At 73.7% G+C, this 26,410-nt stretch carries 28 protein-coding genes; 19 read left to right on the top strand and 9 right to left on the bottom strand.

What is annotated here, in order from left to right:
• Window positions 1–36 precede the first annotated feature (36 nt).
• Complete coding sequence (locus ACI78S_RS14135) at window positions 37–1,719, bottom strand: D-alanyl-D-alanine carboxypeptidase family protein (protein WP_456974304.1); 1,683 nt, start codon at window positions 1,717–1,719, stop codon at window positions 37–39.
• 264 nt (window positions 1,720–1,983) lie between these two features.
• On the opposite strand from ACI78S_RS14135, the gene ACI78S_RS14130 reads away from it, so the two are divergent.
• Both ACI78S_RS14130 and ACI78S_RS14125 read left to right on the top strand, forming a co-directional pair.
• Window positions 1,984–3,840 (top strand): DEDD exonuclease domain-containing protein, encoded by a 1,857-nt coding sequence (locus ACI78S_RS14130; protein ID WP_456974302.1) that lies wholly within the window; start codon window positions 1,984–1,986, stop codon window positions 3,838–3,840.
• Window positions 3,837–4,124: an Lrp/AsnC family transcriptional regulator gene (locus ACI78S_RS14125; RefSeq protein ID WP_456974300.1), complete on the top strand. Its 288-nt coding sequence runs from the start codon at window positions 3,837–3,839 to the stop codon at window positions 4,122–4,124. The genes ACI78S_RS14130 and ACI78S_RS14125 overlap by 4 nt, the downstream gene beginning before the upstream one ends.
• 21 nt (window positions 4,125–4,145) lie before the next feature.
• Here the strand turns inward: ACI78S_RS14125 and trpD are convergent, their stop codons facing one another.
• Together trpD and ACI78S_RS14115 are read right to left on the bottom strand one after the other, a co-directional pair.
• Window positions 4,146–5,192 carry an anthranilate phosphoribosyltransferase gene (trpD, locus tag ACI78S_RS14120; RefSeq protein ID WP_456974298.1) on the bottom strand — a complete coding sequence of 349 codons (1,047 nt, stop codon included), beginning with the start codon at window positions 5,190–5,192 and terminating at the stop codon, window positions 4,146–4,148.
• Complete coding sequence (locus tag ACI78S_RS14115; protein WP_456974296.1) at window positions 5,189–5,599, bottom strand: hypothetical protein; 411 nt, start codon at window positions 5,597–5,599, stop codon at window positions 5,189–5,191. The genes trpD and ACI78S_RS14115 overlap by 4 nt, the downstream gene beginning before the upstream one ends.
• 134 nt (window positions 5,600–5,733) lie before the next feature.
• On the opposite strand from ACI78S_RS14115, the gene ctaE reads away from it, so the two are divergent.
• From ctaE to ACI78S_RS14090, 5 genes are all read left to right on the top strand, one after another.
• Window positions 5,734–6,348 (top strand): aa3-type cytochrome oxidase subunit III, encoded by a 615-nt coding sequence (gene ctaE, locus ACI78S_RS14110; RefSeq protein WP_456974294.1) that lies wholly within the window; start codon window positions 5,734–5,736, stop codon window positions 6,346–6,348.
• A 7-nt stretch (window positions 6,349–6,355) separates the two neighbouring features.
• Window positions 6,356–7,237 (top strand): cytochrome bc1 complex diheme cytochrome c subunit, encoded by an 882-nt coding sequence (gene qcrC, locus ACI78S_RS14105; protein WP_456974292.1) that lies wholly within the window; start codon window positions 6,356–6,358, stop codon window positions 7,235–7,237.
• Window positions 7,234–8,331 carry a cytochrome bc1 complex Rieske iron-sulfur subunit gene (gene qcrA, locus ACI78S_RS14100; RefSeq protein WP_456974290.1) on the top strand — a complete coding sequence of 366 codons (1,098 nt, stop codon included), beginning with the start codon at window positions 7,234–7,236 and terminating at the stop codon, window positions 8,329–8,331. The genes qcrC and qcrA overlap by 4 nt, the downstream gene beginning before the upstream one ends.
• Window positions 8,331–10,013, top strand: a complete 1,683-nt coding sequence (gene qcrB, locus ACI78S_RS14095; protein WP_456974288.1) for a cytochrome bc1 complex cytochrome b subunit — start codon at window positions 8,331–8,333, stop codon at window positions 10,011–10,013. Before qcrA ends, qcrB begins: the two co-directional genes overlap by 1 nt.
• Before the next feature lie 278 nt (window positions 10,014–10,291).
• Window positions 10,292–10,618 (top strand): PspC domain-containing protein, encoded by a 327-nt coding sequence (locus ACI78S_RS14090; RefSeq protein ID WP_456974286.1) that lies wholly within the window; start codon window positions 10,292–10,294, stop codon window positions 10,616–10,618.
• A 122-nt stretch (window positions 10,619–10,740) separates the two neighbouring features.
• Here the strand turns inward: ACI78S_RS14090 and ACI78S_RS14085 are convergent, their stop codons facing one another.
• Window positions 10,741–11,145, bottom strand: coding sequence for a cytochrome c oxidase subunit 4 (locus tag ACI78S_RS14085; RefSeq protein ID WP_456974284.1), 405 nt, complete (start codon window positions 11,143–11,145; stop codon window positions 10,741–10,743).
• A 43-nt stretch (window positions 11,146–11,188) separates the two neighbouring features.
• Window positions 11,189–12,097, bottom strand: a complete 909-nt coding sequence (gene ctaC / locus ACI78S_RS14080) for an aa3-type cytochrome oxidase subunit II (RefSeq protein WP_456974282.1) — start codon at window positions 12,095–12,097, stop codon at window positions 11,189–11,191.
• Window positions 12,098–12,382: 285 nt separating this feature from the next.
• Here ctaC and ACI78S_RS14075 point away from each other — a divergent pair, with 285 nt between their 5' ends.
• The 3 genes from ACI78S_RS14075 to asnB are packed head-to-tail and all read left to right on the top strand — an operon-like array spanning window position 12,383 to window position 15,061.
• Window positions 12,383–12,748, top strand: coding sequence for a metalloprotease (locus ACI78S_RS14075; RefSeq protein ID WP_456974280.1), 366 nt, complete (start codon window positions 12,383–12,385; stop codon window positions 12,746–12,748).
• Window positions 12,745–13,083, top strand: coding sequence for a DUF3817 domain-containing protein (locus ACI78S_RS14070; RefSeq protein ID WP_456974278.1), 339 nt, complete (start codon window positions 12,745–12,747; stop codon window positions 13,081–13,083). Before ACI78S_RS14075 ends, ACI78S_RS14070 begins: the two co-directional genes overlap by 4 nt.
• A gap of 46 nt (window positions 13,084–13,129) precedes the next feature.
• Window positions 13,130–15,061: an asparagine synthase (glutamine-hydrolyzing) gene (gene asnB, locus ACI78S_RS14065; RefSeq protein ID WP_456974276.1), complete on the top strand. Its 1,932-nt coding sequence runs from the start codon at window positions 13,130–13,132 to the stop codon at window positions 15,059–15,061.
• 106 nt (window positions 15,062–15,167) lie between these two features.
• Here the strand turns inward: asnB and ACI78S_RS14060 are convergent, their stop codons facing one another.
• A complete protein-coding gene (locus ACI78S_RS14060; protein WP_456539372.1) occupies window positions 15,168–15,515 on the bottom strand; it encodes a HesB/IscA family protein in 348 nt (115 codons plus the stop codon).
• A 164-nt stretch (window positions 15,516–15,679) separates the two neighbouring features.
• Here ACI78S_RS14060 and ACI78S_RS14055 point away from each other — a divergent pair, with 164 nt between their 5' ends.
• Together ACI78S_RS14055 and ACI78S_RS14050 are read left to right on the top strand one after the other, a co-directional pair.
• Window positions 15,680–16,282, top strand: a complete 603-nt coding sequence (locus ACI78S_RS14055; RefSeq protein WP_456974274.1) for a DUF3043 domain-containing protein — start codon at window positions 15,680–15,682, stop codon at window positions 16,280–16,282.
• Between the two features lie 48 nt (window positions 16,283–16,330).
• A complete protein-coding gene (locus ACI78S_RS14050) occupies window positions 16,331–17,314 on the top strand; it encodes an aldo/keto reductase family protein (RefSeq protein ID WP_456974272.1) in 984 nt (327 codons plus the stop codon).
• 46 nt (window positions 17,315–17,360) lie between these two features.
• Here the strand turns inward: ACI78S_RS14050 and ACI78S_RS14045 are convergent, their stop codons facing one another.
• On the bottom strand, window positions 17,361–17,573 hold the full coding sequence (locus tag ACI78S_RS14045; protein ID WP_456974270.1) for a hypothetical protein: 213 nt from the start codon (window positions 17,571–17,573) through the stop codon (window positions 17,361–17,363).
• Window positions 17,574–17,679: 106 nt separating this feature from the next.
• Between ACI78S_RS14045 and ACI78S_RS14040 the strand changes: the two genes are divergently transcribed.
• From ACI78S_RS14040 to ACI78S_RS14025, 4 genes are read left to right on the top strand one after another with little or no spacing between them, the layout of a single operon-like run.
• On the top strand, window positions 17,680–18,120 hold the full coding sequence (locus ACI78S_RS14040) for a phage holin family protein (protein WP_456974268.1): 441 nt from the start codon (window positions 17,680–17,682) through the stop codon (window positions 18,118–18,120).
• Window positions 18,117–18,416, top strand: coding sequence for a DUF3618 domain-containing protein (locus ACI78S_RS14035; RefSeq protein WP_456974266.1), 300 nt, complete (start codon window positions 18,117–18,119; stop codon window positions 18,414–18,416). Before ACI78S_RS14040 ends, ACI78S_RS14035 begins: the two co-directional genes overlap by 4 nt.
• The gene (locus ACI78S_RS14030; RefSeq protein WP_456974264.1) at window positions 18,413–18,685 is read left to right on the top strand and encodes a DUF4235 domain-containing protein; all 273 of its coding nucleotides are present in this window, start codon (window positions 18,413–18,415) and stop codon (window positions 18,683–18,685) included. The genes ACI78S_RS14035 and ACI78S_RS14030 overlap by 4 nt, the downstream gene beginning before the upstream one ends.
• Window positions 18,686–18,727: 42 nt before the next feature.
• On the top strand, window positions 18,728–19,843 hold the full coding sequence (locus tag ACI78S_RS14025; RefSeq protein WP_456974262.1) for a YihY/virulence factor BrkB family protein: 1,116 nt from the start codon (window positions 18,728–18,730) through the stop codon (window positions 19,841–19,843).
• 42 nt (window positions 19,844–19,885) lie between these two features.
• On the opposite strand, the gene gcvT is transcribed toward ACI78S_RS14025, so the two are convergent.
• Entirely contained in the window at window positions 19,886–20,980 is a 1,095-nt protein-coding gene (gcvT, locus tag ACI78S_RS14020) for a glycine cleavage system aminomethyltransferase GcvT (RefSeq protein WP_456974260.1), read from the bottom strand.
• Window positions 20,981–21,017: 37 nt separating this feature from the next.
• Here gcvT and ACI78S_RS14015 point away from each other — a divergent pair, with 37 nt between their 5' ends.
• Window positions 21,018–22,532, top strand: coding sequence for a leucyl aminopeptidase (locus ACI78S_RS14015; protein ID WP_456974258.1), 1,515 nt, complete (start codon window positions 21,018–21,020; stop codon window positions 22,530–22,532).
• A gap of 74 nt (window positions 22,533–22,606) precedes the next feature.
• On the opposite strand, the gene ACI78S_RS14010 is transcribed toward ACI78S_RS14015, so the two are convergent.
• On the bottom strand, window positions 22,607–22,939 hold the full coding sequence (locus tag ACI78S_RS14010; RefSeq protein WP_456974256.1) for an oxidoreductase: 333 nt from the start codon (window positions 22,937–22,939) through the stop codon (window positions 22,607–22,609).
• A 158-nt stretch (window positions 22,940–23,097) separates the two neighbouring features.
• On the opposite strand from ACI78S_RS14010, the gene lpdA reads away from it, so the two are divergent.
• Together lpdA and sucB are read left to right on the top strand one after the other, a co-directional pair.
• Window positions 23,098–24,477, top strand: coding sequence for a dihydrolipoyl dehydrogenase (gene lpdA, locus ACI78S_RS14005; RefSeq protein WP_456974254.1), 1,380 nt, complete (start codon window positions 23,098–23,100; stop codon window positions 24,475–24,477).
• A 44-nt stretch (window positions 24,478–24,521) separates the two neighbouring features.
• Window positions 24,522–26,387, top strand: coding sequence for a 2-oxoglutarate dehydrogenase, E2 component, dihydrolipoamide succinyltransferase (sucB, locus tag ACI78S_RS14000; protein ID WP_456974252.1), 1,866 nt, complete (start codon window positions 24,522–24,524; stop codon window positions 26,385–26,387).
• Window positions 26,388–26,410 lie beyond the last annotated feature (23 nt).

Here is a 26,410-nt window from a genome sequence, read left to right as displayed (position 1 = left end):
GACAGTTCCGGGCCGGGAGGGTTGACAGCGCCGTCCTCAGGTGCCCGCGTACTCCCAGTGCCACGGCTCCTCGCGCCCGTTGCCGGGGTCGGCCCAGGTCGGGTGCAGCCAGCCGAAGCGGCCGGCGTTGGCGACCATCCAGGCGTACTGCGGCGTGCCGAAGGTCTGGATCCCGCCGCAGAGGTCGACGGCCAGGCCCCAGCCGTGGTTGCTCGTGCCGGGCACCGCCGCCAGCGCCGGCTTCTGCCCGTAGAGGCGCACCTGGCTGGCGTAGGTCCGGTAGGAGTCGGTGATGCAGATCGGCGTGCCGAACGACTCGGCGAAGGCCGCCGACATGGCCCGCCACGCCGCCGCGGCGTCGCAGCGCAGCGAGTGGCCGCCGACGCCGATCGGGCAGAGGGCGCTCGGCGGGATCAGGCCGTTGGGGTAGCCACCCCAGGACCGGGCGCCGTCGTAGCTCGGCGGGTACACCGTGTTGCCGCACTCGACCGAGAGCGCGCCGCCCGCCGGGCCGGGCGGGTCCACGGGCGCGCGCTGCCCCAGGCTGGGCCGGCCGATGCCGAGCACCTGGTCGGTGGGGAGCCGGCGGACGACGACCGCGCCCGCCCGCGCGTCGGCGGCCAGCATCGTCTGCTGGTCGAGGGCGAGCCCGACGTGGCCCAGCCCCGACTCGGGGGTGCCCAGGAACACCAGGTCGCCGGGCAGCACGTCGCGCGCGTCGACCGGAGTCGTCACGGAGAACAGCCCGGCCTGGTCGCCGGGCAGCTCGACCCCGGCCGCGCCGTAGATGGACTGCACCAGCGGGCCGCAGGCCCAGGAGTCCGGACCCGCGGTGCCGGGCGCGTAGGGCAGGCCGAGCTGCTCCATGGCCGCCGAGACCGCGGCGATCGTCTCCGCCGGCAGCACCAGCAGCGACGTGGGCTGCCCGGGGTGCTGCGCGGCGCCGCCCTGGGCGCCCCCGGCGGCGGAGGCCACCGGCACCAGCCCCTCCGGCAGGGAGGCGGCCGGGTCGAGCAGCTCGGCGGCCGGCGGCGGCACGATCCCGGCGGCGGTGAGCTGGTCGACGTAGACCCGCCAGTTGGCCGCCGTCCGCGAGTTGACCTCGAGCTGCTCGCGCTGCAGCTCGGTGAGCTGGTCGTCGACGACGTCCAGGGCCTGGTCGAGCTCGTCGGTCACCGCCGCCGCCTGGGCCTCCAGCTCGGTGATCTGCGCCTGCACCTCGTCGGCCCGCTGCTGGGCGCCGTCCAGCGCCGCCTGCGCCGCGGCCTGGTCGGCCAGGGCCGCCTGGCGCTGGCCCTCGGCGCCGGCCAGCAGCCCGGCGGTGTGGCGGTCGACGGCGTCCAGGTAGCCCATCGCCGCGACGATGTCGCCCGGGTCGCCGCCGTTGAGCAGCACGGTGAGCGGCGTCAGGGACCCGCCGTCCCGGTAGGCCGCCGCCGCGTACTGCGCGACGGCCGCCTGGCGCTCGGCCAGCACGCCCTCGGTGTCGGCGAGCGCCGCCCGTGCCGCCTCGACCTCCTGCTCGGCGGTGGCCAGCTGCTCGCGCGCGGTGGCGATCTCGGCCTGCCGCTGCTGCAGGCCTACCTGCACCTCGGCCGCGCGCTGCTGGAGGTCGTCGAGCGCCGAGCTGTCCAGGACGCCGGAGGTGCCGCCGGGCTGGTCGCTCGGCGTGGCGGAAGCGGGCGCGGCCGTGGCGAGCGCGACCGCTGCCGCGACCACGACCGGGAGGGGCGCCGACCACCGGCGCCGAGCGCGCCACGGGGAGCGCGGGACCATGCCACCACCTCTGGGACCGGGGCGGCTGCGCCCCGGCGATCGAATCGTGTCCGGGCCACGCCCGTCTCGCCAGGTGAGAGGCCAGTTTCCCCCGCCCGGGCGACTCGCGGCACCCCCACGCGCACCCCCCAACCGGGTGGGTCCCGGCCCGCCCGGCCCGGCGCGGCGTTCCCGGGACTGTCGTTGCCCCGACCTACCGTCCGCCCCGTGCCCGCCTCCCCCGGTCCTCTTCCCGCACCCCGGGCCGGTGCTCGCGTCTTCGACCCGCCCGGCTTCGTGCAGGGGACGATCGACGAGCTCGGCACGCCGCTGTCGTCGGTGACGTTCGTCGTCGTCGACCTCGAGACCACCGGCGGCTCGCCGAAGGACAGCGCGATCACCGAGATCGGCGCGGTCAAGGTGCGCGGCGGCGAGGTGCTCGGCGAGTTCCAGACCCTGGTCGACCCGGGCACCGCGATCCCGCCGTACATCAGCGTGCTCACCGGGATCACCTCGTCGATGGTCGCCACCGCCCCGCGGATCGGCGCCGTGCTGCCGGCCTTCCTCGAGTTCGCCCGCGGCGCGGTGCTGGTGGCCCACAACGCCCCGTTCGACATCGGCTTCCTCAAGGCCGCCTGCGCCGAGAACGGCTTCGCCTGGCCGGCGGCCGCCTCGGTCGACACCGCCGTCCTGGCCCGGCGCCTGCTCACCAGCGACGAGGTGCCCAACTGCAAGCTGGCCACGCTGGCGCCGTACTTCTCCACCACGACGCAGCCGTGCCACCGCGCGCTGGCCGACGCGCGGGCCACCGTCGACGTGCTGCACGGGCTGTTCGAGCGGCTCGGCCCGCTGGGCATCACCTCGCTGGAGGAGCTCACCTCCCTCACCCGGCAGATCGACCCGGAGCGGCGGCGCAAGCGGCACCTGGCCGAGGACGTGCCGCACGGCCCGGGGGTCTACGTCTTCCGGGGCCCGCGCGACGAGCCGCTCTACGTCGGGACGTCGAACGACCTGCGCAGCCGCGTCCGCAGCTACTTCTCCGCCGGCGAGCAGCGCAGCCGGATCACCGAGATGATCGGCCTGGCCAAGCGGGTCGAGGCGCTGCCGTGCGCGCACGACCTCGAGGCGGCGGTCCGGGAGCTGCGGCTGATCGCCGAGCACAAGCCCCGCTACAACCGCCGGTCCCGCTTCCCCGAGCGCGCGCTGTGGCTGCGGCTGACCGAGGAGCCCTTCCCCCGGCTGTCCGTCGTCCGCCGGGTGCGCCCGGGTGCCGGGGTGTTCCTCGGGCCGTTCCCCGACCGCCGGGCGGCCGACGCCGCGGCCGCCGCGGTGCACGAGGCCCTCCCGCTGCGCCAGTGCACGACCCGCCTCTCGCCGCGGACGCCGTCCGCGGCCTGCGCGCTGGCCGGCATGGGCCGCTGCGGCGCCCCGTGCACCGGCGCGCAGTCGGTCGAGGAGTACGCCGGCATCGCGGCGGTCTTCCGGGCCGCCGTCGCCGCCGACCCGCGCGAGCTCGTGGCGCCGCTGCTGGCCCGCGTCGACCGGCTGGCCGCCGACGAGCGGTACGAGGACGCCGCCGTGCTGCGCGACCGCGTCGCGGTCCTGGTGCGCGCGGTCCGGCGCCGGCAGCGGCTGGAGTCGCTGGCCCGCGTGCCCGAGCTCGTGCTCGCCCGGCCCGACGGCGACGGCGGCTGGCAGCTCTCGGTCGTCCGCCGCGGCCGGCTGGTCGCGGCGGGCAACGCGCCGCGGGGCATCACCGTCCGCGCGACGCTGCCCGGCCTGCTGGCCACCGCCGAGACGCCGACGGGCCCGGTCGACGAGCCGGCCGCCTCGGTCGACGAGACCGAGCTGGTGATGCGGTGGATCGAGAAGCCGGGCACGCGGCTGGTGCAGGTCGACGGCGTCCTCGCCTGCCCCGCCCCCGGCACCGGCCCCTTCACCGGGTTCCTCGCCCGCGTGGAGGCCGGGCGCTCCGGGCGCGACCCGTTCGCCGACCCGCGGTCGCTGGGCACCCGGGCGCGCCCGGAGCGCGTGACTCCGGAGGCCGCCCCGAACCGCCGGCCCCGGTTAGGCTCCCGGGCGTGATCACCGCCATCGTGATGATCGACGCGGCCACCGACTCCATCGGCGAGGTGGCCCAGGCGGTCGCCGACCTCGACGGCGTCAGCGAGGTCTACTCCGTCGCCGGCGACACCGACCTGATCGCGATCGTCCGGGTGCGCGAGTTCGAGCAGATCGCCGAGGTGGTCGCCGGCCGGATCAACAAGGTGCCCGGCGTCGTCGACACCGACACGCACATCGCGTTCCGGGCCTACTCCCGGCACGACCTCGAGTCCGCCTTCTCGATCGGCTTCGAGACCGCCGACTGACGCGCTGCTCGGCGGGGGCCGTCAGGTCCGCGCCAGGGCCCGGCTGACCGCCACCCAGCGGTCGAGCAGCGCCGCCGCGCGGCCGTCGTCGACCGCCGCGGCCGCGGTCGCCATGCCGGCGGCCAGCGCGTCGTGCAGTCGCTCGGCCCGCTCCTCGTACGCGGCCAGCGCCGCCGCGGCGTTGAGCAGCACCGCGTCCCGCACGGGCCCCGCCTCGCCCTCGACCAGCCGGCGGAAGACCGCGGCGTTGAACTGCGGGTCGCCGCCGCGCAGCGCGCCCTCCGGCGGCGGTGCGATGCCGAGCGCCGTCGGGTCGACGCGGTCGGGCTCGACCTCGCCGTCGCGCACCACCCACGCCGCGGACGTCGTGGCGGTGGTGAGCTCGTCCAGGCCGTCGTCGCCGCGGAAGACCACCGCGCGGGTCCCCCGCCCGGCGAGGACCGCGGCCAGGACCGGGGCCATCCGCAGGTCGGCGCAGCCGATCGCGGCGGCCACCGGGCGGGCCGGGTTGGTGAGCGGGCCGAGGAAGTTGAAGACGGTGCCGATGCCCATCTCCCGCCGGGGCGCGGCGGTGTGCCGGAACCCCGGGTGGAAGACCGGGGCGAAGAAGAAGCCGATGCCGGCCTCCCGCACGCACCGCGCCACCCCGTCCGCGGGCAGGTCGATGACCACCCCCAGGGCCTCCAGCACGTCGGCCGAGCCGGAGGACGACGACGCCGCCCGGTTGCCGTGCTTGGCCACCGGCACGCCGCACGCGGCGGCCACGACCGCGGCCATCGAGGAGATGTTCACGGTGTGCGCGCCGTCGCCGCCGGTGCCGACGATGTCGACGCTGGCGAGCGGCAGGTCGACCGGGGTCGCGCGGTCGCGCATGGTGTCGGCCAGGCCGGCGACCTCCTCGGGCGCCTCCCCCTTGGCGCGCAGGGCCACCACGAAGGCCGCGACCTGCGCCGGCGTCGCCTCGCCGGACATGATCTCGCCCATCGCCCAGGCGGTGTCGGCCGAGGAGAGGTCCTGCCGGGCCAGCAGGCGGGACAGCAGCCCCGGCCAGGTCGGCGCGGGGCTCACCGCCGCGGGGCCGGCGGCCGGGCGGCGTGCTCGCGCAGCAGCTCGGCCACCACGGCGGGCGCGGTCAGCGGGTCGACGGGGAACGGCAGCGTGCCGTCGGCCATCGACCAGTGGGCCAGCCAGCGGTCGGGCTGGCGGGCGATGAGCACGCACAGCGCCGGGCAGTCGAGCAGCTCCTCCTTCAGCTGGCGGGCCAGCGCCAGGCCACCGGTGGGCTGCGCCTCGCCGTCGAGGATGCACAGGTCGATGCCGCCGAGGTCGACGGCGGTGACCACCTCGTCGCCGGTCACGCACTCGACCCAGGTGAGCGGGCCGACGTCGGGGGCCGGCCGGCGGCCGACGGCCGTGCGGACGGCCTCCCGCACCTCGGGACGGGAGCTGTACACCAGCACGGTCGCATCGGTCACGCGCGCGAGCCTAGTGCCCCGGACCAGCGGTTCCCGGGAAGGCCGCGAGCCCTCGGTCTCGGGGAGGTCACGACGCCCGCCACGCCACCGCACCCGCGGTCGTGACGACCCTGTGCCGATGCCATGATGACCCCGTGACAACGGCCCCCGTTGCGAGCAGCGCCTTCGACACGTCGCGGGTGCACTCCCTGACCCGACCGAACATGGTCAGCGTCGGCACCATCATCTGGCTCTCCAGCGAGCTGATGTTCTTCGCCGGGCTGTTCGCCATGTACTTCACCGCGCGCGCCCGGGCGACCGAGGGCTGGCCGCCGGAGCCCACCGAGCTGAACCTGCCGTACGCGCTGATCTTCACGATCATCCTGGTCGCGTCATCGGTGACCTGCCAGCTCGGCGTGTTCGCGGCCGAGCAGGGCAACGTCTACGGCCTGCGCCGGTGGTTCACGATCACCTTCGTCATGGGCCTGGTCTTCGTCCTCGCCCAGGCCAACGAGTACCGCGTGCTGGTCACCGACCACGCGACCACGATCTCGTCGTCGACCTACGGCTCGGTCTTCTACCTGACCACCGGCTTCCACGCGCTGCACGTGATCGGCGGGCTGATCGCGTTCGTCTACCTGCTCATCCGGTCCACCATGGGCCGCTTCACGCCGGCACAGGCGACCTCGGCGATCGTGGTCTCCTACTACTGGCACTTCGTCGACGTCGTGTGGGTCGGGCTCTTCGCCACGATCTACCTGATCCGCTAGGGAAACGGTGTCCACCACGAACCCGCAGTCCGACGCTCCGCACGACGCGGAGCCCTCGGCCGGCTCCGCGCGGCGCCGCCGCGGCGGCACCGGCCCGGCCGACCGGGCCCGCGCGCGGCGGCACTCCAAGGCCCGCCGCCGCGTGGCCAACGTCGCCGGCCTGATGGCCGGGCTCATCCTCACGGGCGCGCTCTACTCCGTCTTCAGCCCGGCCCAGGCCGCCGACGACGGCGCGACCTCCGGCTCCGCCGCGGTGGAGGCCGGCCGGGAGCTCTACGAGGTCAGCTGCATCACCTGCCACGGCGACAACCTCGAGGGCGTGCCCAACCGCGGCCCGTCGCTGATCGGCGTCGGCGAGGCGGCCGTCTACTTCCAGGTGCACACCGGCCGCATGCCCCTGGTGCGCAACGAGGCCGACGCGCAGAACAAGCCCCGGGTCTTCTCCGACGAGGAGATCGACCAGCTCATGGCCTACGTCCAGGCCAACGGCGGCGGCCCCACGGTGCCCTCCGGCGACCTGCGCGACGGCGACCTGGCCGTCGGCGGCGAGCTGTTCCGGCTGAACTGCTCGTCCTGCCACAACTTCGTCGGCCGCGGCGGCGCGCTCTCCTCCGGCAAGGCCGCGCCGAGCCTGGCCGACAGCACCGACCTCGAGATCTACACCGCGATGCTCACCGGCCCCGAGAACATGCCGGTGTTCGGGGACAACCAGCTGACCCCCGAGGAGAAGCGCTCGATCATCGACTACGTGCAGACGCTCAACGAGCAGGCCGACCCGGGCGGCTTCGGCGTCGGGCGGATCGGCCCGGTCGGTGAGGGCCTGGTGATCTGGGTCGTCGGCATCGGCGCGATGATGTTCGCGGTCTTCTGGATGGGGAGCAAGGCGTGAGTGCGCGCGAGGAGCGCCCGGGCAGCACCGGGGGCCAGGAGCACGGGGGCCTCGACGCCCAGTACAGCCGGGAGCGGCTGGCGACGATGAGCCGCGACGAGCTCGACGCGCTCGGCGCGGCCCAGGACGGCGTCGAGGTCCTGCACGTCGACCCGGGCCCCGAGCCCGGCTCCCGGCTGGAGAAGCGCGCCGTCCGCCAGGTCGGCACGCTGTTCTTCCTGGCCGGCCTGCTGTCCTTCGCGTTCGTCGTCGTCTACGTCGGTTCGGGCTGGTTCCTGCCCGAGTGGTCGTGGGCCGAGCACCCGAGCACGTGGAGCACGCTGTTCACCCCGCTGCTGGGCGCCACGCTCGGCCTGGCCCTGACCCTCGTCGGCATCGGGCTGGTGCTCTACACCAAGAAGCTGCTGCCGCACGAGACGGCGGTGCAGGTCAAGCACGAGGCCGGTCACTTCGACCAGATGACGACGGCGGCGACGCTCGTCGGCTGGGGGCACCGCAGCGGCCTGGCCCGCCGCAAGCTGCTCACCCGGTCGCTGCTGTTCATGGGCGGCGGGGTCGGCCTGGCGCTGATCCTCCCGCTCGGCGGGCTGATCAAGGACCCGAACCGCGGCAACCCGCTGGGCACCACCCCGTGGGCGCGCGGCGTGCGGCTGGTCCGCGACGACGGCACGCCGATCCGGCCCGGCGACTCCGAGCCCGGCTCGCTGGAGACCGTCTTCCCGGCGGTCGAGGGCGGCAACCGGGCCAGCGACGCCGCGACCATGCTCTTCCGCCTGCGCCCCGAGCAGCAGGCGGTCTACGAGTCGCGGCCGGGCCAGGAGGACTTCGGGTACGCCGACTACGTCGCGTTCTCCAAGATCTGCACGCACCTGGGCTGCCCGGTGTCGCTGTACGAGCAGGAGACCAGCCGGATCCTCTGCCCCTGCCACCAGTCGCAGTTCGACATCACCAAGGCGGCCAAGCCCGTCTTCGGGCCGGCCACGCGCTCCCTGCCGCAGCTGCCGATCACGGTCGACGACGAGGGCTACTTCGTCGCGCGCGGCGACTACCCTGAACCCGTCGGGCCCAGCTACTGGAACCGGGAGAACTCCTGATGGCTCGCACCGCCACCGCGCCGGGAGTGCCGACGACGCGCCTCGGCAAGGCCGCCGTCGAGCTCGACGAGCGCTTCGTCGCGGCCAACTGGTTCCGGCGGACCCTCAACAAGGTCTACCCCGACCACTGGTCGTTCCTGCTCGGTGAGATCGCGCTCTACTCGTTCGTCGTCCTGCTGCTCTCGGGCACGTACCTGACGTTCTTCTTCGACGCGTCCATGCGCGAGGTCGTCTACGACGGCTCCTACGCGCCGCTGCGCGGCGTGGCGATGTCGGCGGCGTACGACTCGACGCTGGACCTGTCGTTCGACGTGCGCGGCGGCCTGTTCATGCGGCAGCTGCACCACTGGGCGGCGCTGCTGTTCGTCGCCTCGATCGTCGTCCACCTGTTCCGCATCTTCTTCACCGGCGCCTTCCGCCGTCCGCGGGAGACCAACTGGCTGATCGGCGTCGGCCTGCTGGTGCTGGCGCTCCTCGAGGGCTTCGCCGGCTACACCATCCCCGACGACCTGCTCTCGGGCACGGGCCTGCGGATCGCCTCGGCGATCATGCTGGCCATCCCGGTGGTCGGGACGTGGGTCTACTTCGCGGTGTTCGGCGGCGACTACCCCGGTGAGCTGATCGTCGGACGGCTCTACGTCATCCACGTGCTGCTGTTCCCCGGCATCATCCTGGCGCTGATCACGATCCACCTGCTGCTGCTGATCAAGCAGAAGCACACCCAGTTCCCCGGCCCGGGGCGGACCGAGCACAACGTCGTCGGCAACCGGTTCTTCCCGGTGTTCGCGGCGAAGTCCGGCGGTCTGTTCTTCGTCGTGTTCGGCGTCTGCGCCGCGCTCGGCGGTCTCGTGCAGATCAACCCGATCTGGCTGTGGGGGCCGTACAACCCGGCGCAGGTCTCCGCCGCGTCCCAGCCCGACTGGTACATCGGCTTCCTCGACGGGTCGACCCGCCTGTGGCCGGCGTGGGACATCAACCTCCCCGGCGGCTACACCATCCCGGCGCCGATCTGGCCCACGCTGGTCCTGCCCGGGATCATGTTCACGCTGATGGCGCTGTACCCGGTCATCGAGCGCAAGCTGACCCGGGACACCGCGTCGCACCACCTGCTCCAGCGGCCTCGCGACGTGCCCGTCCGCACGTCGCTGGGCATGATGGCCATCACCTTCTACGTGGTCCTGCTGATCTCCGGCGGCAACGACGTCATCGCCGACAAGTTCGACATCAGCCTGAACGCGATGACCTGGTTCGGCCGCATCGGCATGGTGGTCCTCCCGCCGCTGGCGTACGTGATCACCTACCGGATCTGCCTGGGTCTGCAGCAGCACGACCGGGAGGTCCTCGAGCACGGCATCGAGACCGGCGTCATCCGGCGGCTGCCGCACGGTGAGTTCATCGAGGTGCACCAGCCCCTCGGCCCGGTCGACGAGCACGGCCACGGTGCGCTGGCCTACGGCGGCGCTCCGGTGCCCAAGCGGATGAACCAGGTCGGCGGCGCCCGCCGGGCGATCCGCGGGTTCTTCAGCCCGATCGAGTCCCCGACGGCCGTGGAGGCCGAGCAGCGGGCGGAGGGTCGCGGCCTGTCCGCGGCCGAGCCGGACCGCGAGCTCACCACCAGCGGGCGCCCGTCCGAGGGCGGCCGCCCCTCCGACGGCGGCCGGCCCCAGGAGCCGCGCGACTGAGCACGGTCCCCTGCTCCCGCAGGGACCACCGAAGGGCCCCGCCGCACAGGCTACCTCGGGGCCCTTCCGCCTTCTCCGCGGACCCCGGCGCGCCCGGGCATCGCCGACGACGGAGCGCCCTGAACTGGTGGGGCGGTCCACGGGAGGAGCCGCGGCGTCGGTACCCGTCATCCCGCCCGGACCGCCCCACCCAGGGACTCCCCGGGGACGGCGAACCAGGGGCGGATCCGGGCCTTCCCCGATGCCCGGCGGCACCCGCGCGGGGCAGGCTCGTTGCCATGACCTCCGCAGCCACCACTCCCCCGACCCTCGACCCCACCCCGCAGCAGCCCGGCTCCCGGACGCAGCTGCAGCGCAGCACCACCGATCGCATGGTCGGCGGTGTCTGCGGCGGCCTGGCGGAGTACAGCGGCATCGACGCCCTGCTCTGGCGGGTCGGCTTCGTCGGCCTGACCGTGGCCGGCGGTGCCGGCGTTCTCGTCTACCTGCTCCTGTGGGTGCTCATGCCCAGCGCCCCCGCCGCCGCGGACTTCGTGCCCAGCCCGCTGGACCGCCAGGTGCAGCGGCTGCACGAGCGGCTGACCCGCCGCTCGACGACCCGCTGACCCCGGACGCACGAAGGCCCCCGGTCCGCTCGGACCGGGGGCCTCTGTGACCTGCTGGAGCGGCCCCGTCCCGGGCCGCGCCCCGAGCGTGCGAGGGGCGGGGCGGACGGGGTTTCCGCCTGCTAGCTCTGGGTGGCGTTCTGCCCCACGTAGTACTCGAAGAGCAGCCCGCCGATGGTGATCAGCAGGGCCACCGCGGCGATGATGATCAGCCACGAGTACCAGAAGGCCAGCGCCAGGCCCATCAGCGCGGCCGAGACGCCCACGGCGAAGGGCCAGTAGCTGCTCGGGCTGAAGAAGCCCAGCTCGCCGGCGCCGTCGGCGATCTCGGCGTCCTTGCGGTCCTCCGGCCGGGCGTCGATGCGCCGGGAGATGAACCAGAAGAAGCCGCCGACCAGCCCGGTCAGGCCGGCCGAGAGCACCAGGGCCGTCGTCCCGATGGGCTCGCGGGCCCAGAGGCCGTAGACCACGGCGGCGATGACGCAGAACACGGCGATGATGTTGAAGATGAGCGCTTCGACCTTCACGGCCGTCCCCCCTGCTGCGTGGTGAGGTCCGAGTTCCGCATCGTCAGTTGCCGCCGTCCTCGGTGTTGCCGCCGACGTCCTCGCTGCCGCCCTGCGAACCGGGGCGCTGGTTCTCGGTGCGCTGGTAGTCGTTCACCAGGTCGAACGGCTCGGTCGAGGTCGCGGTCGGGTCCTCACCGATGCTCTCCAGCGCCTCGGCGGTGCTGGCGCCGTCCTCGCGGGCGGCCAGGTAGTCGTCGTAGGCCTCGGGCGACACCGCGCGGACCTCGAAGTTCATGTACGCGTGGTACGTGCCGCAGAGCTCGGCGCACCGGCCGACGTAGGCCCCCGGCTCGGTGACGGTGACCTCGAAGACGTTGTCGCGGCCGTTCTCGTTGCCCGGGATGACGTCGAGCTTGAAGAGGAACTCGGGCACCCAGAACGAGTGGATGACGTCGGCCGAGGCGACCTGGAAGCGGATCGTCTGGTCGGTGGGGAGCACGAGGATCGGGATCTCCTCGCTGTTGCCCACCGTCTCGACCGGGTTGCCGTCGGGCGCCTCGGTGTCGGGGTAGACGAACTGCCAGTTCCACTTGAACGCGTTGACGTCGATCGTGACGTCGGGGTCGGCGCTGCGCTCCTGGACCCGGTTCTGCACCACGACGGTGAAGAAGAACAGGCCGGCGATGATCAGGAACGGGATGACCGTGTAGATGATCTCGAACGGCAGGTTGTACGCCGTCTGGCGGGGAAGCTCGTCGCCGCGCTTCCGGTAGCGGACGATGCACCAGAGGATCGTCGCCCAGACGATCACACCGACGATCAGCGCCGCGATGACCGAGCCCGTCCAGAGCTCACGCATCGACTCGGCTTCCTCGGTGATCCCGTTGGGCCACCCGAAGCGCCAGAACTCGTTGTTCGGCATCTCGCACCCGGTGAGGGTGAGACCTCCCAGGAGACCGAGCGCGCCCACCCGCGCGAGCCTGCTGCCTCGAGCCACTGCTCGTTGCCTCCTCGTCCCCCGCCCGGACGGCCCGGGCGGTCCTTGCGCGCGCGGGCCGCACACGGCTCCCACACGTCGATCACAGTGTGGCGCGAGACTATCCGACCCCGCGCGGCGACCCCCCACCGCGGGACGGCACGGCGCCGGGTCGTGGCCGGGCCGTGACCAGCGGCGCCGCGGCACCCCTCGTCCCGGCCGTCCGACCCGCCAGCCGAGGCCGCCGCCGCGACGGCGCGGCCGGTTAGAGTCGGACGCGTGTACCGCCGGCTGCTGACCCCGAAGTGGGTGCTGCTGCACCTGCTGGTCGCGGCGCTGTTCGTCGCGACCTGGTTCCTCGGCTACTGGCAGCTGAGCAAGGCCGAGAACGGCGGCGGGGCGGTCAACTGGAGCTACGCGCTGCAGTGGCCGCTCTACGGGTTCATGGGCCTGTGGTTCTACTCCCGCATGATCCGCGACGAGCTCCACCGGGACCCCGACGCGGACGAGCCCGGCACGGAGGTCGTCCTGTACCAGCGCCCGCGCGTCGACACCTCCGGTGACCCGGAGCTGGCCGCCTACAACGCCTACCTCGCCGAGCTGAACGAGAAGGCCCTGAAGAACTCGGGCACGGGCCGGCGATGAGCGAGCAGACGCAGGAGGACGTCCGCCCCGTCGACACCGCGCTCACCCGCTACCGCGTGATGGCCTACGTCGTCGGCGTGATGCTGCTGGTGCTGGTGTTCGTCGCGATGCCGCTGCGCTACCTCGCCGACGTGCCGGAGGTGTCGGCGGTCGTCTCGCCGATCCACGGCGTCTTCTACATCGTCTACCTGGCGGCCGCCTTCGACCTGGCGCTGCGCGCGCGGTGGACGGCGAAGGGAACCGTCCTGGTGCTGCTCGCCGGCGTCGTCCCGTTCCTGTCCTTCTGGGCCGAGCGCCGGGTCACGGCGCGGGTCCGCGCGGGCCAGCCCCTGTAGCCCGCCCGCGCCCCTCCCGTCCTCCCCGACACCTGGAGCCCTAGCGATGTGCGGCCTGCTGGCCTACCTCTCCACGGACGCCGCCCGCGTCGACGACGCCCGCGTGACCGGCATGCGCGACGCCCTGCACTGCCTGCACCACCGCGGCCCCGACGACACGGCCGTCTGGTCCGACGCGAACGCCGTCCTGGCCTTCAACCGGCTGGCGCTGATCGACATCGAGGGCAGCCCGCAGCCCATGCCGTACGCGCGGGACCGCTACCGGATCCTGTTCAACGGCGAGATCTACAACTACGTCGAGCTGCGCGAGGAGCTGGCGGCCGCCGGCCTGGAGCTGACCACGCACGGCGACACCGAGACGATCGTCGCCGGCTACCACCTGTGGGGCGAGGACGTCGTCACCCGGCTGCGGGGCATGTTCGCCTTCGTCATCTGGGACGCCGAGACCCGGACGGCGTTCGGCGCCCGCGACCCGTTCGGCATCAAGCCGCTGTTCACCGCCCGGCTGGCCGACGGCGGGCTGGTCTTCTCCTCGGAGAAGAAGGCGGTGCTGGAGCTGCTCGGCGGCAGCGACGCCGCCGGCGGGGTCGACGCCGCCTCCCTGCAGCACTACCTCACGCTGCAGTACGTGCCGGAGCCGGCGACGCTGCACCGCGGCATCCGCCGGATCGAGAGCGGCACCAGCTTCACCGTCGCCGACGGCGAGCTCACCACCAGGCGCTACTTCCACCCCGCCTTCCCGGTGCGGCCGGTGGCCGAGGACGAGCAGCAGGCGCTCTACGACCGGATCGCCGAGGTGCTCGACGACTCGGTGCGGGTGCACATGCGCGCCGACGTCACCGTCGGCTCGTTCCTCTCCGGGGGCATCGACTCCACCGCGATCGCCGCGCTGGCCAAGCGCTACAACCCCGACCTGATGACCTTCACGGTCGGCTTCGAGCGCCAGGGCTTCTCCGAGATCGACGTGGCCGCCGAGTCGGCGCGCGCCATCGGCGTCGAGCACATCACCAAGGTGGTGACGCCGGAGGAGTTCGCCGAGTCGATCCCGCTGGTCGTCTGGTACCTCGACGACCCGGTCGCCGACCCGGCGCTCGTGCCGCTGTACTTCGTCGCCCGCGAGGCCCGCAAGCACGTCAAGGTGGTGCTCTCGGGCGAGGGCGCCGACGAGCTCTTCGGCGGCTACAACATCTACCGCGAGCCGCTGTCGCTGGCCGCGTTCGAAAAGCTGCCGCGGGGCGTCCGGCGGGCGCTCGGGGCGCTGTCGGCCAAGCTGCCCGACGGGATGCGCGGCAAGGACCTCCTGCGCCGCGGCGCGATCCCGCTCGAGCAGCGCTACTACGGCAACGCGCGCATCTTCCGCGACGACGAGCTGCACTTCCTCGAGAAGCGCGACCCCGACCTGTCCCACGTCGCCGTCACCGCGGAGCTCTACCGCCGCACCCGCGAGGCGGGCTACGACGACGTGACGGCGATGCAGTACGTCGACCTGTTCACCTGGCTGCGCGGCGACATCCTGGTCAAGGCCGACAAGATGACGATGGCCAACTCCCTCGAGCTGCGCGTGCCGTTCCTCGACCCCGAGGTGTTCGCGGTCGCGGGCACCCTCCCGGTCGACCAGCGCGTGACCAAGGACACGACGAAGTACGCGCTGCGCCGGGCCCTGGAGCAGATCGTGCCGCCGCACGTGCTCGACCGGCGCAAGCTCGGCTTCCCGGTGCCCACCCGGCACTGGCTGGCCGAGGACCTGCACGACTGGGCGCGGCAGATCGTCGAGGAGAGCCAGACCGACCAGTGGCTGGACCGCCGGCACGTCCTCTGGATGCTCGACGAGCACCGGGACAACCAGCGCGCCGGCTCCCCCGTCGATCACTCCCGCAAGCTGTGGACCCTGCTGGTGTTCATGGTCTGGCACGGCATCTTCGTCGAGGAGCGGATCAAGCCCGAGGTGCCCGAGACCGTCTACCCCGTCCGGCTCTAGGGACGACGAAGGCCCGGCTTCCGAGGAAGCCGGGCCTTCGTCGTCCGGCGGCCCTGCCGCAGGGCCCGCGCCTAGCTCGCGAGGCGTGGGGCAGCAGGGTCCTCCGTCAGTGGAAGCTGTCCCCGCAGGCGCAGGAGCCCTGCGCGTTGGGGTTGTCGATCGTGAAGCCCTGCTTCTCGATCGTGTCGACGAAGTCGATCACCGCACCGCCGAGGTACGGGCCGCTCATCCGGTCGACGATCACCTCGACGCCGCCGTACTCGTACGTCTGGTCGCCGTCGAGGAAGCGCTCGTCGAAGAAGAGCTGGTAGCGCAGACCCGAGCAGCCGCCGGGCTGGACGGCGATGCGCAGCCGAAGGTCGTCGCGGCCCTCCTGGTCGAGCAGCGCCTTGACCTTGCCCGACGCGGCCTCGCTCAGGATGACGCCGGTCGCCTGCGTGTCCTGCACCGTCATGTTCTGTCCTCCCACATCCGAGGTCCCGCAGCGGCTGTTCCGAACACGGGTCAACGCCGCCGCAGCGGAGCTTCTTCCCACTGTACGGCGCGCGGACGCATCCGCCGAGGACGCGACCGCCGGTGCACCTCGACGAGGGATCGGCGCACGTAGACTTGCCGGTCGTGAAGCTCCGCCTGCCCGGCCGCAAGCCGACCGACGAGACGACGGCGCCCCAGGCGTCGGTCGCCGAGACCGCCGCGGTCAAGACGGCGGGCAAGGGCCGCCCCACGCCCAAGCGCAGCGAGGCCCAGGGCCGCCGTCCCGGTCCGCCGCCGCCGCCTCCCACCACCCGCAAGGAGGCGTACAAGCGGATGCGCGAGCAGCAGGCCGCCAACCGGGCGAGCGCCCGGCAGGCCGCCGCCCGCGGCGACGACTCCTACCTGCCGGCGCGCGACCGCGGCCCGGTGCGCAAGCTGGTCCGCGACATCGTCGACTCCCGCCGCAACATCGGCAGCCTCTTCCTGCTCGTCGCCGCGCTCGCGCTGGTCGGCACGTTCGTGCCGAACCTGGTCATCCGCAGCTACACCAGCTTCGTGCTGATGGCCTTCTTCGCCGTCTTCATCGTCGACTCGCTGTTCCTCAGCCGGAAGATCAAGCGCACGCTGGCCGAGCGGCTGCCCGACCAGAGCCACAAGGGCGTCACCTGGTACGGCATCAGCCGGTCGACCATGATCCGGCGCTGGCGCTTTCCCAAGCCCGACGTCGCGGTGGGCGCCGAGGTCTGAGCGGGCCGGCTCCGCACCGGTCGCGGGCCGCGGCTACGGTCGCTGCACGTGGAGTACAGACGCCTCGGCCGCTCCGGCCTGACCATCTCCGAGATCGCGTACGGCAACTGGCTGACCCACGGCAGCCAGGTCGAGGAGGACGCGGCGCACGCCTGCGTCCGCGCCGCCCTCGACGCCGGGATCACCACCTTCGACACCGCCGACGTCTACGCCGGCACCAAGGCCGAGTCGGTGCTCGGCCGCGCGCTCGCCGGCCAGCGCCGGGAGGGCCTCGAGATCTTCACCAAGGTCTACTGGCCGACCGGCCCCGGCCCGAACGACCGCGGGCTGTCGCGCAAGCACATCATCGAGAGCTGCCACGCCTCGTTGCAGCGGCTGCAGACCGACTACGTCGACCTCTACCAGGCGCACCGGTACGACCCCACGGTGCCGCTGGAGGAGACGATGACCGCCTTCGCCGACCTGGTGCGGGCGGGCAAGGTGCTCTACATCGGCGTCTCCGAGTGGCGGGCCGAGGAGATCGCGGCCGGCGCGGCGCTCGCCCGCGACCTGGGGATCCAGCTGATCAGCAGCCAGCCGCAGTACTCGATGCTGTGGCGGGTCATCGAGGCCGAGGTCGTGCCCACCTCCGAGCAGGAGGGCCTCTCGCAGATCGTCTGGTCGCCACTGGCCCAGGGCGTGCTCACCGGCAAGTACCGGCCGGGCGAGCAGCCCGCGGCGGGCACCCGCGCCGCCGACCCGGAGCTCGGCCGCTTCGTCCGCCAGTTCATGACCGACGAGGTGCTCACCCGGGTGCAGCAGCTGCGGCCGATCGCCGACGACCTCGGCCTGACGATGGCCCAGCTGGCCGTGGCGTGGGTGCTGCAGAACCCGAACGTCGCCGCGGCGATCATCGGCGCCAGCCGGCCCGAGCAGGTGCACGACAACGTCAAGGCCGCCGGCGTGACGCTCGACGCCGAGGTGATGAAGCGCATCGACGACGTCCTCGGTGACGTCGTGGAACGCGACCCGGCGAAGACCGCCCGCGGCTGACCCCGACGGGGCCCGGGGTGGAGCTCACCTCCACCCCGGGCCCCGCTCAGGTCGCGGCCAGCCCCATCGGGCCGTAGACCTCGTCCTCCCCGTGGAAGAGGGTCACCGTCGCCACGCCGCGGGCGAGCAGCTCGCGCCAGTTCTCCCCCAGCCACGACTCGGCGTCGCCCTGGTTGTCGGAGTCGGGCATCTGCACGCCGATCGAGGCCGGGTCGATGGCCGCGCCGGACGGGTCCTCCAGCCGCCAGTGCCAGGTCATGGTGGGCGAGGCTAGCCGTTGCCCGAGTGTGATCGACCGCCGGTTATCCGCTCCGCCGCGCGGGCATGGAGGGGCATCGACGACCCGCCCGAGGACCGGAGGACCGATGAGCCAGCCCCCAGCCACCGGGGCGACCCGCGCGGAGACACCCCCGCCGGACCCCCAGAACGCGTCCACCGGCCAGCTGATCGGTGACCTCACCGACCAGCTCAGCCGGCTGGTGCGCGACGAGGTGCGCCTGGCCCAGGCCGAGGTGACGCAGAAGGCCAAGCGGCTCGGTGTCGGCGCAGGCCTGTTCGGCGGGGCCGGCCTGGTCGCGATCCTCGGGCTGAACGCGCTGATCACCGCGGTCGTGCTCGGGCTGGCCGACGTGCTGCCCGGCTGGCTGGCCGCGATCATCGTCGCCGTGGTGCTCTTCGCGATCGCCGGGGTCCTCGCGCTGATAGGGAAGAAGGACGTGCAGAAGGCGAAGCCCCCGCTGCCCACCGAGACCATCGCCAGCGTCCAGCAGGACATCGCGACGGTGAAGCAGGGGATCTCCCGGTGACGGCGCCCTCCGGCAACGGCGCCCCCGACCCGGACGCGCTCAAGGCGGAGATCGCCGCTACCCGCGAGCAGCTGGGGCGCACCGTCGACGAGCTCAGCCGCCGCCTCGACGTCCCCGCCCGGGCCCGGGAGGGCGTCTACCGGGCCCGCGACACGGCCGTGGAGACCTACCGGGAGAGCCCCCCGGTCGTGCTCGGTGCGGCGGTGGGACTGGTGGCCGCCCTGGTCGGTCTGGTGGTGTGGCGCCGCACGCGTTCGAGGACCACGAGGTCGAGCACCACGAGGAGGAAGCGGTGAGCAAGGGAGCCAAGATCGCCTACCGGCCGATCGGCCTGCTGGGCGGCATCCTGGCCGGCACCCTGTCCGGGATCATCTTCAAGCAGGTCTGGAAGCAGATCGCCGACGAGGAGGACGCGCCCAGCGCGCTGCAGAGCGAGTACCGCATGCGCGAGGTCGTCCTGGCCGCGGCGCTGCAGGGGGCCATCTTCGCGGCCACCAAGGCCGCCATCGACCGCGCCGGTGCGCGCGGCTTCACCAAGCTCACCGGGAGCTGGCCGGGCGACTGACGCCCGCCGCCTCCTCGACCCGCCGTCTGCCAGGGGGACCACATGGCCGGACCCAGCCACCGCGACAGCGCCGTCGAGCGGATCAAGCAGCGGGTCGAGGAGAAGGCGGCCCGACGGGCCGCCGCGGCGGCCGGGGAGGAGCGCTCCTCCCGGCCGCGCGCGGACGCCGACCGCGTCCCGCCCGGCGCTCCGAGCGAGCACGAGCTGCCCGGCGTCACCGCCGAGAAGCCCACGCAGATCCCGCTCAAGGGCTGGAAGCAGATCGTCAAGCGCGCGTGGGCCGAGAACAAGGCCGACAACATGCCGATCATCGCCGGCGGGGTCGCCTTCTTCGCCTTCCTCGCGATCTTCCCGGCGCTGATCGCGGCCATCTCGCTCTACGGCCTGGTGGCCTCTCCGGAGACGGTGGCCCGGCAGGTGGAGGACATCTCCGCGCAGCTGCCCGACGACGCCGCCTCGCTCATCGGCGACCAGCTGCAGAGCATCACGGAGAACGCCGGCGGGGCGCTGACCTTCGGGCTGGTCGTGTCGATCCTGGCCGCCCTGTGGAGCGCGTCGGGCGGCGTGAACAACATGATCACCGCGATCAACATCGCCTACGACGAGGTCGAGACCCGCAACTTCGTCAAGATGCGGGCGCTCTCGCTCGGGCTGACCCTCGGTGCGATCGTGTTCGTCCTGCTCACCGTGGGGCTGCTGGCCGTCGTCCCGGCGGTGCTCGACGCGCTGCCGCTCGGCGTCTTCGGCACGATCCTGGCGCAGGTCCTGCGGTGGGGGCTGCTGCTCGCGGTGATGGCCGGCTCGCTGGCCGTCCTGTACCGGGTGGCCCCCGACCGGGACGCGCCCCGGTTCTCCTGGGTCAGCCTCGGCTCGATCGTCGTGACGATCGTCTGGGCCGTCGTCAGCCTGGCGTTCAGCCTCTACGTGAACAACTTCGGGTCCTACGACAAGACCTACGGCGCGATCGCCGGCGTCATCGTGCTGATGCTGTGGCTGTACCTGACCTGCTACCTGATCCTGCTGGGCGCGGAGATCAACGCCGAGGCCGAGCACCAGACCGCCAAGGACACCACCGAGGGGCACCCCGAGCCGATGGGTGAGCGCGACGCCACCGTCGCCGACACCCTGCCGAACCCCCCGGAGCCGGCGAAGAAGTGAGCGGAGTGGGAGGGACGCGCATCCCGCGCCCTCCCACTCCGCTCACCTGACGTGCGGCTCGACGAACGGCGGGCGGACCACCTCGACCGGCTGCGGGCGGCCGCGGACGTCGACGGTCACCTCGGCGCCCTCGGCCACGCCCGCCGCGGTGTCGAGCAGGGCCAGGCCGATGCCGGTCTTCAGCGTCGGGGAGAAGGTGCCGCTGGTGACCTCGCCGATCCGCGCACCGGACGCGTCGAGCACCGGCATGCCGGGGCGCGGGATCCCCCGCCCGGTGGCCCGCAGGCCCCACAGCAGCCGCGCCGGCCCGGCCTCCTTCTCGGCGAGCAGCGCCTCCCGGCCCCAGAACCGCTCCTTCTTCCAGCCCACCGCCCAGCCCGACCGCGCCTGCACCGGCGTGATCTGCGGCGACAGCTCGTGGCCGTGCAGCGGGTAGCCCATCTCGGTCCGCAGCGTGTCGCGGGCGCCGAGCCCGCACGGCCGGATGCCGTGCGGCTCCCCGGCGGCCAGCAGCGCGTCCCACAGCTCGCCGGCCCGGTCGGCCGCGACGAGCAGCTCGTAGCCGTGCTCGCCGGTGTAGCCGGTGCGGCAGACGGTCATCTCGTCGCCGTCCCCGCCGGCGAAGGACATGTACGGCAGGTCGGCGGCCAACCCGACCGCCGCCAGCACCTCCGGCGAGCGCGGCCCCTGCACCGCCAGGACGGCGACCTCCTCGTGCCGGTCGGTGATCGCCACCCCGTCCGGGGCCTCGGCGGCCAGCCGGGCGAACACCTCGGCGGCGTTGGCGGCGTTCGGCACCAGCAGGACGTCGTCGGGCCCGTGCAGGTAGAGGATCAGGTCGTCGACGACGCCGCCGTCCTCGCTGCAGCACAGCGTGTACTGGGCCTGACCGGGCCCGATGCGGGACAGGTCGTTGGTGAGGCACCGGTCGACGAACGCGGCGGCGCCCGGCCCGCGGACCGTGCCGGTGCCCAGGTGCGAGACGTCGAACAGGCCGATGGCGGTGCGGACGGCGGCGTGCTCGGCCAGCACCCCTCCCCCGGCGTACTCGATCGGCATCGACCAGCCGCTGAAGTCGGCGAGCTTGGCGCCGGCGGCGACGTGCCGGTCGTGCAGGGGGGACGTCTTCGGGCTCACGACCGGCCACGCTAGCCGCTCTCCTACGATCGACGCCGTGCCGCCGACGATCACCGCCACGGACCGCCCGCTCGAGAAGCTCTCCGCCGACGCCGTGGTCGTCGGGATCGGGAAGGGGCCGGGCGGGCTGCTGCCCACCCCGGGCGCGGAGGCCGTCGACCGGCTCCTCGGCGGCAGGCTCTTCGCCGCGCTCGCCGACCTCGGCGCGCGCGGCGCCGAGGAGGAGGTCACCAAGGTGGCCACCCTCGGGCAGGCCCCCTTCCCCGTCGTCCTCGCCGCCGGGCTCGGGTCGCCGGCGGTCGGCGGCGGCTACCGCTCCGACGTGGTGCGCCGGGCGGCCGGTGCGGCCAGCCGCGCCCTCGCCGGTCGCGGCTCGGTGGTCACCCTGCTGGCCGCGGTCGGCGGGACCCCGGACGTCGAGCGGCTGCACGCCGTCGGCGAGGGCGCGCTGCTCGGCGCCTACGAGTTCACCGCCTACAAGTCCGACTCGCCGGCCGACCGGCCCACGCCGCCGACCTCGTTCCAGGTCGTCGTGCCCGACGCCGGCGAGGCCAAGGCGCCGCTGCGGCACATCCGCGCGGTCACCGACGCCGTCCGCCTGGTGCGCGACCTGGTCAACACCCCGCCCAACGACCTGTACCCCGCCGCGCTCGCCGCCCGCGGCGCCGCGGCCGGGGAGAAGGCCGGCCTGTCGGTGGAGGTCCTCGACGAGAAGGCCCTGGCGGCCGGCGGCTACGGCGGCATCCTCGCCGTCGGCTGCGGCTCGGCCCGCGGCCCGCGGCTGCTCCGGCTCACCTACAGGGGCAAGAAGGCGCGCAAGAAGGTCGCGCTGGTCGGCAAGGGCATCACGTTCGACAGCGGCGGCCTGTCGATCAAGCCGGCGCAGAACATGCACCACATGACCAGCGACATGGCCGGCGCCGCCGCGGTGATCGCCACCGTGTGCCTGGTCGCCGAGCTCGGCCTGCCGGTCGAGGTCACCGCGACGGTCCCGATCGCGGAGAACCTGCCCAGCGGCACGGCCTACCGGCCGGGCGACGTGGTCACCTTCCGCAACGGCAAGAAGTCGGAGATCACCAACACCGACGCCGAGGGCCGGGTCGTCCTGGCCGACGCGATCGCCCGCGCCGTCGAGGACGCACCCGACGTGCTGCTCGAGACCTCCACGCTCACCGGCGCGCAGCTGGTGGCGCTGGGCACCCGCACCGCGGGCGTGATGGGCAGCGACGAGCTGCGCGACGCCGTCGTCGCGGCCGGCGCGCGGGTCGGCGAGGGCATGTGGCCGATGCCGCTGCCGGTCGAGCTGCGCAAGGGCATCGACTCGCCGATCGCCGACTTCGTCAACTCCAACGCCGACCGGATGGGCGGCATGCTCGTCGGCGCCCACTTCCTCGCCGAGTTCGTGCCCGACGGGCTGCCGTGGGCGCACATCGACGTCGCCGGGCCCGCCTACAACACCGGGGCGCCGTGGGGCCACGTCCCCAAGGGCGGCACCGGCGTCCCCGTGCGCACCCTCCTCGCCACCATCGAGGACCTGCTAGCCGAAGGCTGACGTGACGGGCTGCAACGGCCCTGCTGCAGGGGCCCGCCGCGAGCGAAGCGAGTGGTGGGGGGCAGCGGGGTCCTTCAGCGGTGGTCCCTCGACCAGTCGCGCATGCGCTGGGGGTAGCCGGTGACCTGGGCGTCGTACACCGGGATGCCGAGGTCCCGCTGCAGCCGCCGGGCGACGTCGGGGCCGTCGATGCGCCGCCGCGTCCACTCGCCGTCGGCGGCGACCAGCACGATCGTGGTCTCGGTGACGGCGGTGCGCGGCTCGACGTAGCCCTCCACCCCGCGGCGGGTCGCCACGAACTGCTCGAGGTGGGCGAGGTCGGCCTTGTGCGAGCCCCGGTCCAGCGTGCCGCGCCGGCCGTCGGCGCTCCCGCCGCCGCGTCCGCGCAACCGGTCGAGCAGCCCCATGACCCTCTCCTGTCGTCGCCGCGCCCCGGCGTGCGCCGCGACGCTCCGTGAGCCCAACGGTGCGTACGGCCGCGCCGTTCCCGGAGTGGCAGGATGTGGGCGGACCACCCCACCCGTTTCCCCGGGCGGACGACGACTGCTGTTGCGAGGGAGTTCCCGTGAGCGCACCTGCCGGCCCCGCCGACCTGGTGATCCTCGGGGGCGGTTCGGGTGGCTACGCCGCGGCGCTGCGCGCCGCCGAGCTGGGCCTGTCGGTCGTCCTGGTCGAGAAGGACAAGCTCGGCGGGACCTGCCTGCACCGCGGCTGCATCCCGACCAAGGCCCTGCTGCACGCCGGTGAGGTCGCCGACCTCGCCCGCGAGGGCGAGCAGTTCGGCGTCAAGACGACGCTGGCCGGCATCGACATGGACGGCGTCAACGCCTACAAGGACGGCGTGGTCGGCCGGCTCCACAAGGGCCTGCAGGGCCTGATCAGGAGCCGGGGGATCACCTACGTCGAGGGCGAGGGCCGGCTGGTGTCCCCCACCGCCGTCGAGGTCGGCGGGCAGCGGTACGAGGGCCGCCACGTCCTGCTGGCCACCGGCTCCTACGCGCGCACCCTGCCCGGCGTCGAGATCGACGGCACCAAGGTCCTCACCAGCGACCAGGCGCTCGCCCTCGACCGCGTGCCCGCCTCGGCGGTGATCCTCGGCGGCGGCGTCATCGGCTGCGAGTTCGCCAGCGCGTGGACCTCCTTCGGCGTCGACGTCACCGTCGTCGAGGCGCTGCCGCACCTGGTGCCGCTGGAGGACGAGTCGTCGTCCAAGCTGCTCGAGCGGGCGTTCCGCCGCCGGAAGATCGGCTTCGAGCTCGGCAGCCGGGTCGCCGGCGTGCGCACGACCGAGGACGGCGTGCAGGTCTCCCTCGAGAACGGCAAGCAGCTCGAGGCCGAGATCGTGCTCGTCGCCGTCGGCCGCGGCCCGGTCAGCTCCGGCCTCGGCTACGAGGAGGCCGGGGTCGCGATGGACCGCGGCTTCGTCCTCGTCGACGAGTACTGCCGCACCAGCGTCCCGACGATCTCGGCGGTCGGCGACCTGATCCCCACCCTGCAGCTGGCGCACGTCGGCTTCGCCGAGGGCATCCTGGTCGCCGAGCGGTTGGCCGGCCTGCCCGTCGTCCCGATCGACTACGCCGGCGTCCCGCGGATCACCTACTCCGACCCGGAGGTCGCCTCGGTCGGGCTGACCGAGGCCCAGGCCCGCGAGAAGCACGGGGAGGTCACCACGCTGACCTACGACCTCGCCGGCAACGGCCGCAGCCAGATCCTCAGGACCGCGGGCGCCGTGAAGCTCGTCCAGGTGCCCGACGGCCCGGTCGTCGGCGTGCACATCGTCGGCAGCCGGGTCGGCGAGCTCATCGCCGAGGCCCAGCTCATCTACAACTGGGAGGCCCTGCCCGACGAGGTCGCCTCCCTCATCCACCCGCACCCGACGCAGAGCGAGGCGGTCGGCGAGGCGCACCTCGCCCTGGCCGGCAAGCCGCTGCACGCCCACAGCTGACCCGCACGACCACCCACCCCAGCGCCAGAAGGAGCACTGCCTCGATGCCGACGTCCGTCACCATGCCCGCCCTGGGCGAGAGCGTCACCGAGGGCACGGTCACCCGCTGGCTCAAGCAGGAGGGCGAGCAGGTCGAGGTCGACGAGCCCCTCCTCGAGGTGTCGACGGACAAGGTCGACACCGAGATCCCCTCGCCCGCCGCGGGCGTGCTGAGCAAGATCCTCGTCGCGGAGGACGAGACCGTGGAGGTCGGCGCCGAGCTCGCCGTCATCGGCGGGGACGGCGACGGCGGTGGCGGCGGTGCCGCCCCGCAGGCCGAGGCCGCCCCGCAGGCCGAAGCGGCCCCGCAGGCGGAGGCCGAGCCGCAGTCCGCGGAGGACCAGGACATGCCGGCCACGCCGGCCCAGCAGGCCGGGGAGCCCGCGCCGGCGCCCGAGCCCGAGCCCGCCCCGGCGTCGTCCGGCTCGGACGGCGGCGGCCAGGGGACGCCGGTGACCATGCCCGCGCTCGGCGAGAGCGTCACGGAGGGCACGGTCACCCGCTGGCTGAAGGCCGTCGGCGACGAGGTGACCGCCGACGAGCCGCTGCTCGAGGTCTCCACCGACAAGGTCGACACCGAGATCCCCGCACCGGCGTCCGGCACGCTGCTCGAGATCACGGTGAACGAGGACGAGACGGTCGAGGTCGGCGCACAGCTGGCCGTGATCGGCACCGGCGCGGCCGGGGGTGGCGCCCCGTCGGCGCCGGCCGCACCGCCGCAGCAGGAGGCCCCCCAGCAGCCGGCACCCCGGCAGGAGGCCCCGCAGCAGCCGGCGCCGGAGCCGGCCGAGCCGGTCTCGGCCGAGCAGGGCGCCGACTACTACGGCTCCGCCGGCGGTCAGGCCGGCCGCCCGGCCGCGGAGCCGGCCCGGCCCGCGCCGTCGCAGCCCGCGCCGTCGCAGCCCGCGCCGGCCGCCGAGGCGCCCAGCGGGGACGGCGGCGGCAACTACGTCACGCCGCTCGTGCGCCGGCTCGCCGCCGAGCACGGGGTCGACCTCGGCTCCGTGCAGGGCTCGGGCGTCGGCGGCCGGATCCGCAAGCAGGACGTGCTCGCCGCCGCCGAGGCGAAGGCCGCGCCCGCACCGGCGGCGGCCCCGGCCGCGGCCGCGACCCGGACGCCGTCCCCCGCCGCCACCCCCGACACCTCGCTGCGCGGCCGCACCGAGAAGATGTCGCGGCTGCGCACCGTCATCGCCAAGCGCATGGTGGAGTCGCTCGCCGTCAGCGCCCAGCTCACGACGGTCGTCGAGGTCGACGTCACGCGGATCGCCGCCCTGCGCAACCGCGCCAAGCGCGACTTCGAGGCCCGCGAGGGCGTGAAGCTGTCGTTCCTGCCCTTCTTCGCCAAGGCCGCGGTCGAGGCGCTCAAGGCGCACCCGGCCGTGAACTCCTCCATCGACATGGAGGCGGGCACGGTCACCTACCACGACAACGAGAACCTCGGCATCGCGGTCGACACCGAGCGCGGCCTGCTGGTCCCGGTCATCCACGACGCCGGCGACCTCAGCATCGGCGGCCTGGCCCGCAAGATCGCCGACCTCGCCGAGCGCACCCGCCTGAACAAGGTGACGCCCGACGAGCTCGGCGGCGGCACGTTCACGCTGACCAACACCGGCAGCCGCGGGGCGCTGTTCGACACCCCGATCATCAACCAGCCGCAGGTCGCGATCCTCGGCACCGGCTCGGTGGTCAAGCGGCCGGTCGTCGTGACCGACCCCGACCTCGGCGAGGTCATCGCGGTCCGCTCGATGGTCTACCTGGCGCTCACCTACGACCACCGGATCGTCGACGGCGCCGACGCGGCCCGCTTCCTGGTCACGGTCAAGGAGCGGCTCGAGGCCGGCCAGTTCGAGGGCGAGCTCGGCCTGTAGAAGGACCCCGCTGCCCCGCCCCG

It is taken from the genome of Geodermatophilus sp. SYSU D00815, from assembly GCF_054050035.1.
The sequence above is the reverse complement of the archived record's forward strand: the minus strand, read 5'-3'. Positions and strand labels throughout refer to the sequence as shown.

Coding starts and splice junctions, on each gene's coding strand:
- ACI78S_RS14040 (WP_456974268.1), top strand. CDS start 17,680: ATGAGCCAGCCCCCAGCCACCGGGGCGACCCGCGCGGAGACACCCCCG.
- ACI78S_RS14060 (WP_456539372.1), bottom strand. CDS start 15,515: ATGACGGTGCAGGACACGCAGGCGACCGGCGTCATCCTGAGCGAGGCC.
- sucB (WP_456974252.1), top strand. CDS start 24,522: ATGCCGACGTCCGTCACCATGCCCGCCCTGGGCGAGAGCGTCACCGAG.
- ACI78S_RS14025 (WP_456974262.1), top strand. CDS start 18,728: ATGGCCGGACCCAGCCACCGCGACAGCGCCGTCGAGCGGATCAAGCAG.
- ACI78S_RS14010 (WP_456974256.1), bottom strand. CDS start 22,939: ATGGGGCTGCTCGACCGGTTGCGCGGACGCGGCGGCGGGAGCGCCGAC.
- ACI78S_RS14045 (WP_456974270.1), bottom strand. CDS start 17,573: ATGACCTGGCACTGGCGGCTGGAGGACCCGTCCGGCGCGGCCATCGAC.
- qcrB (WP_456974288.1), top strand. CDS start 8,331: ATGGCTCGCACCGCCACCGCGCCGGGAGTGCCGACGACGCGCCTCGGC.
- asnB (WP_456974276.1), top strand. CDS start 13,130: ATGTGCGGCCTGCTGGCCTACCTCTCCACGGACGCCGCCCGCGTCGAC.
- ACI78S_RS14070 (WP_456974278.1), top strand. CDS start 12,745: ATGAGCGAGCAGACGCAGGAGGACGTCCGCCCCGTCGACACCGCGCTC.
- ACI78S_RS14090 (WP_456974286.1), top strand. CDS start 10,292: ATGACCTCCGCAGCCACCACTCCCCCGACCCTCGACCCCACCCCGCAG.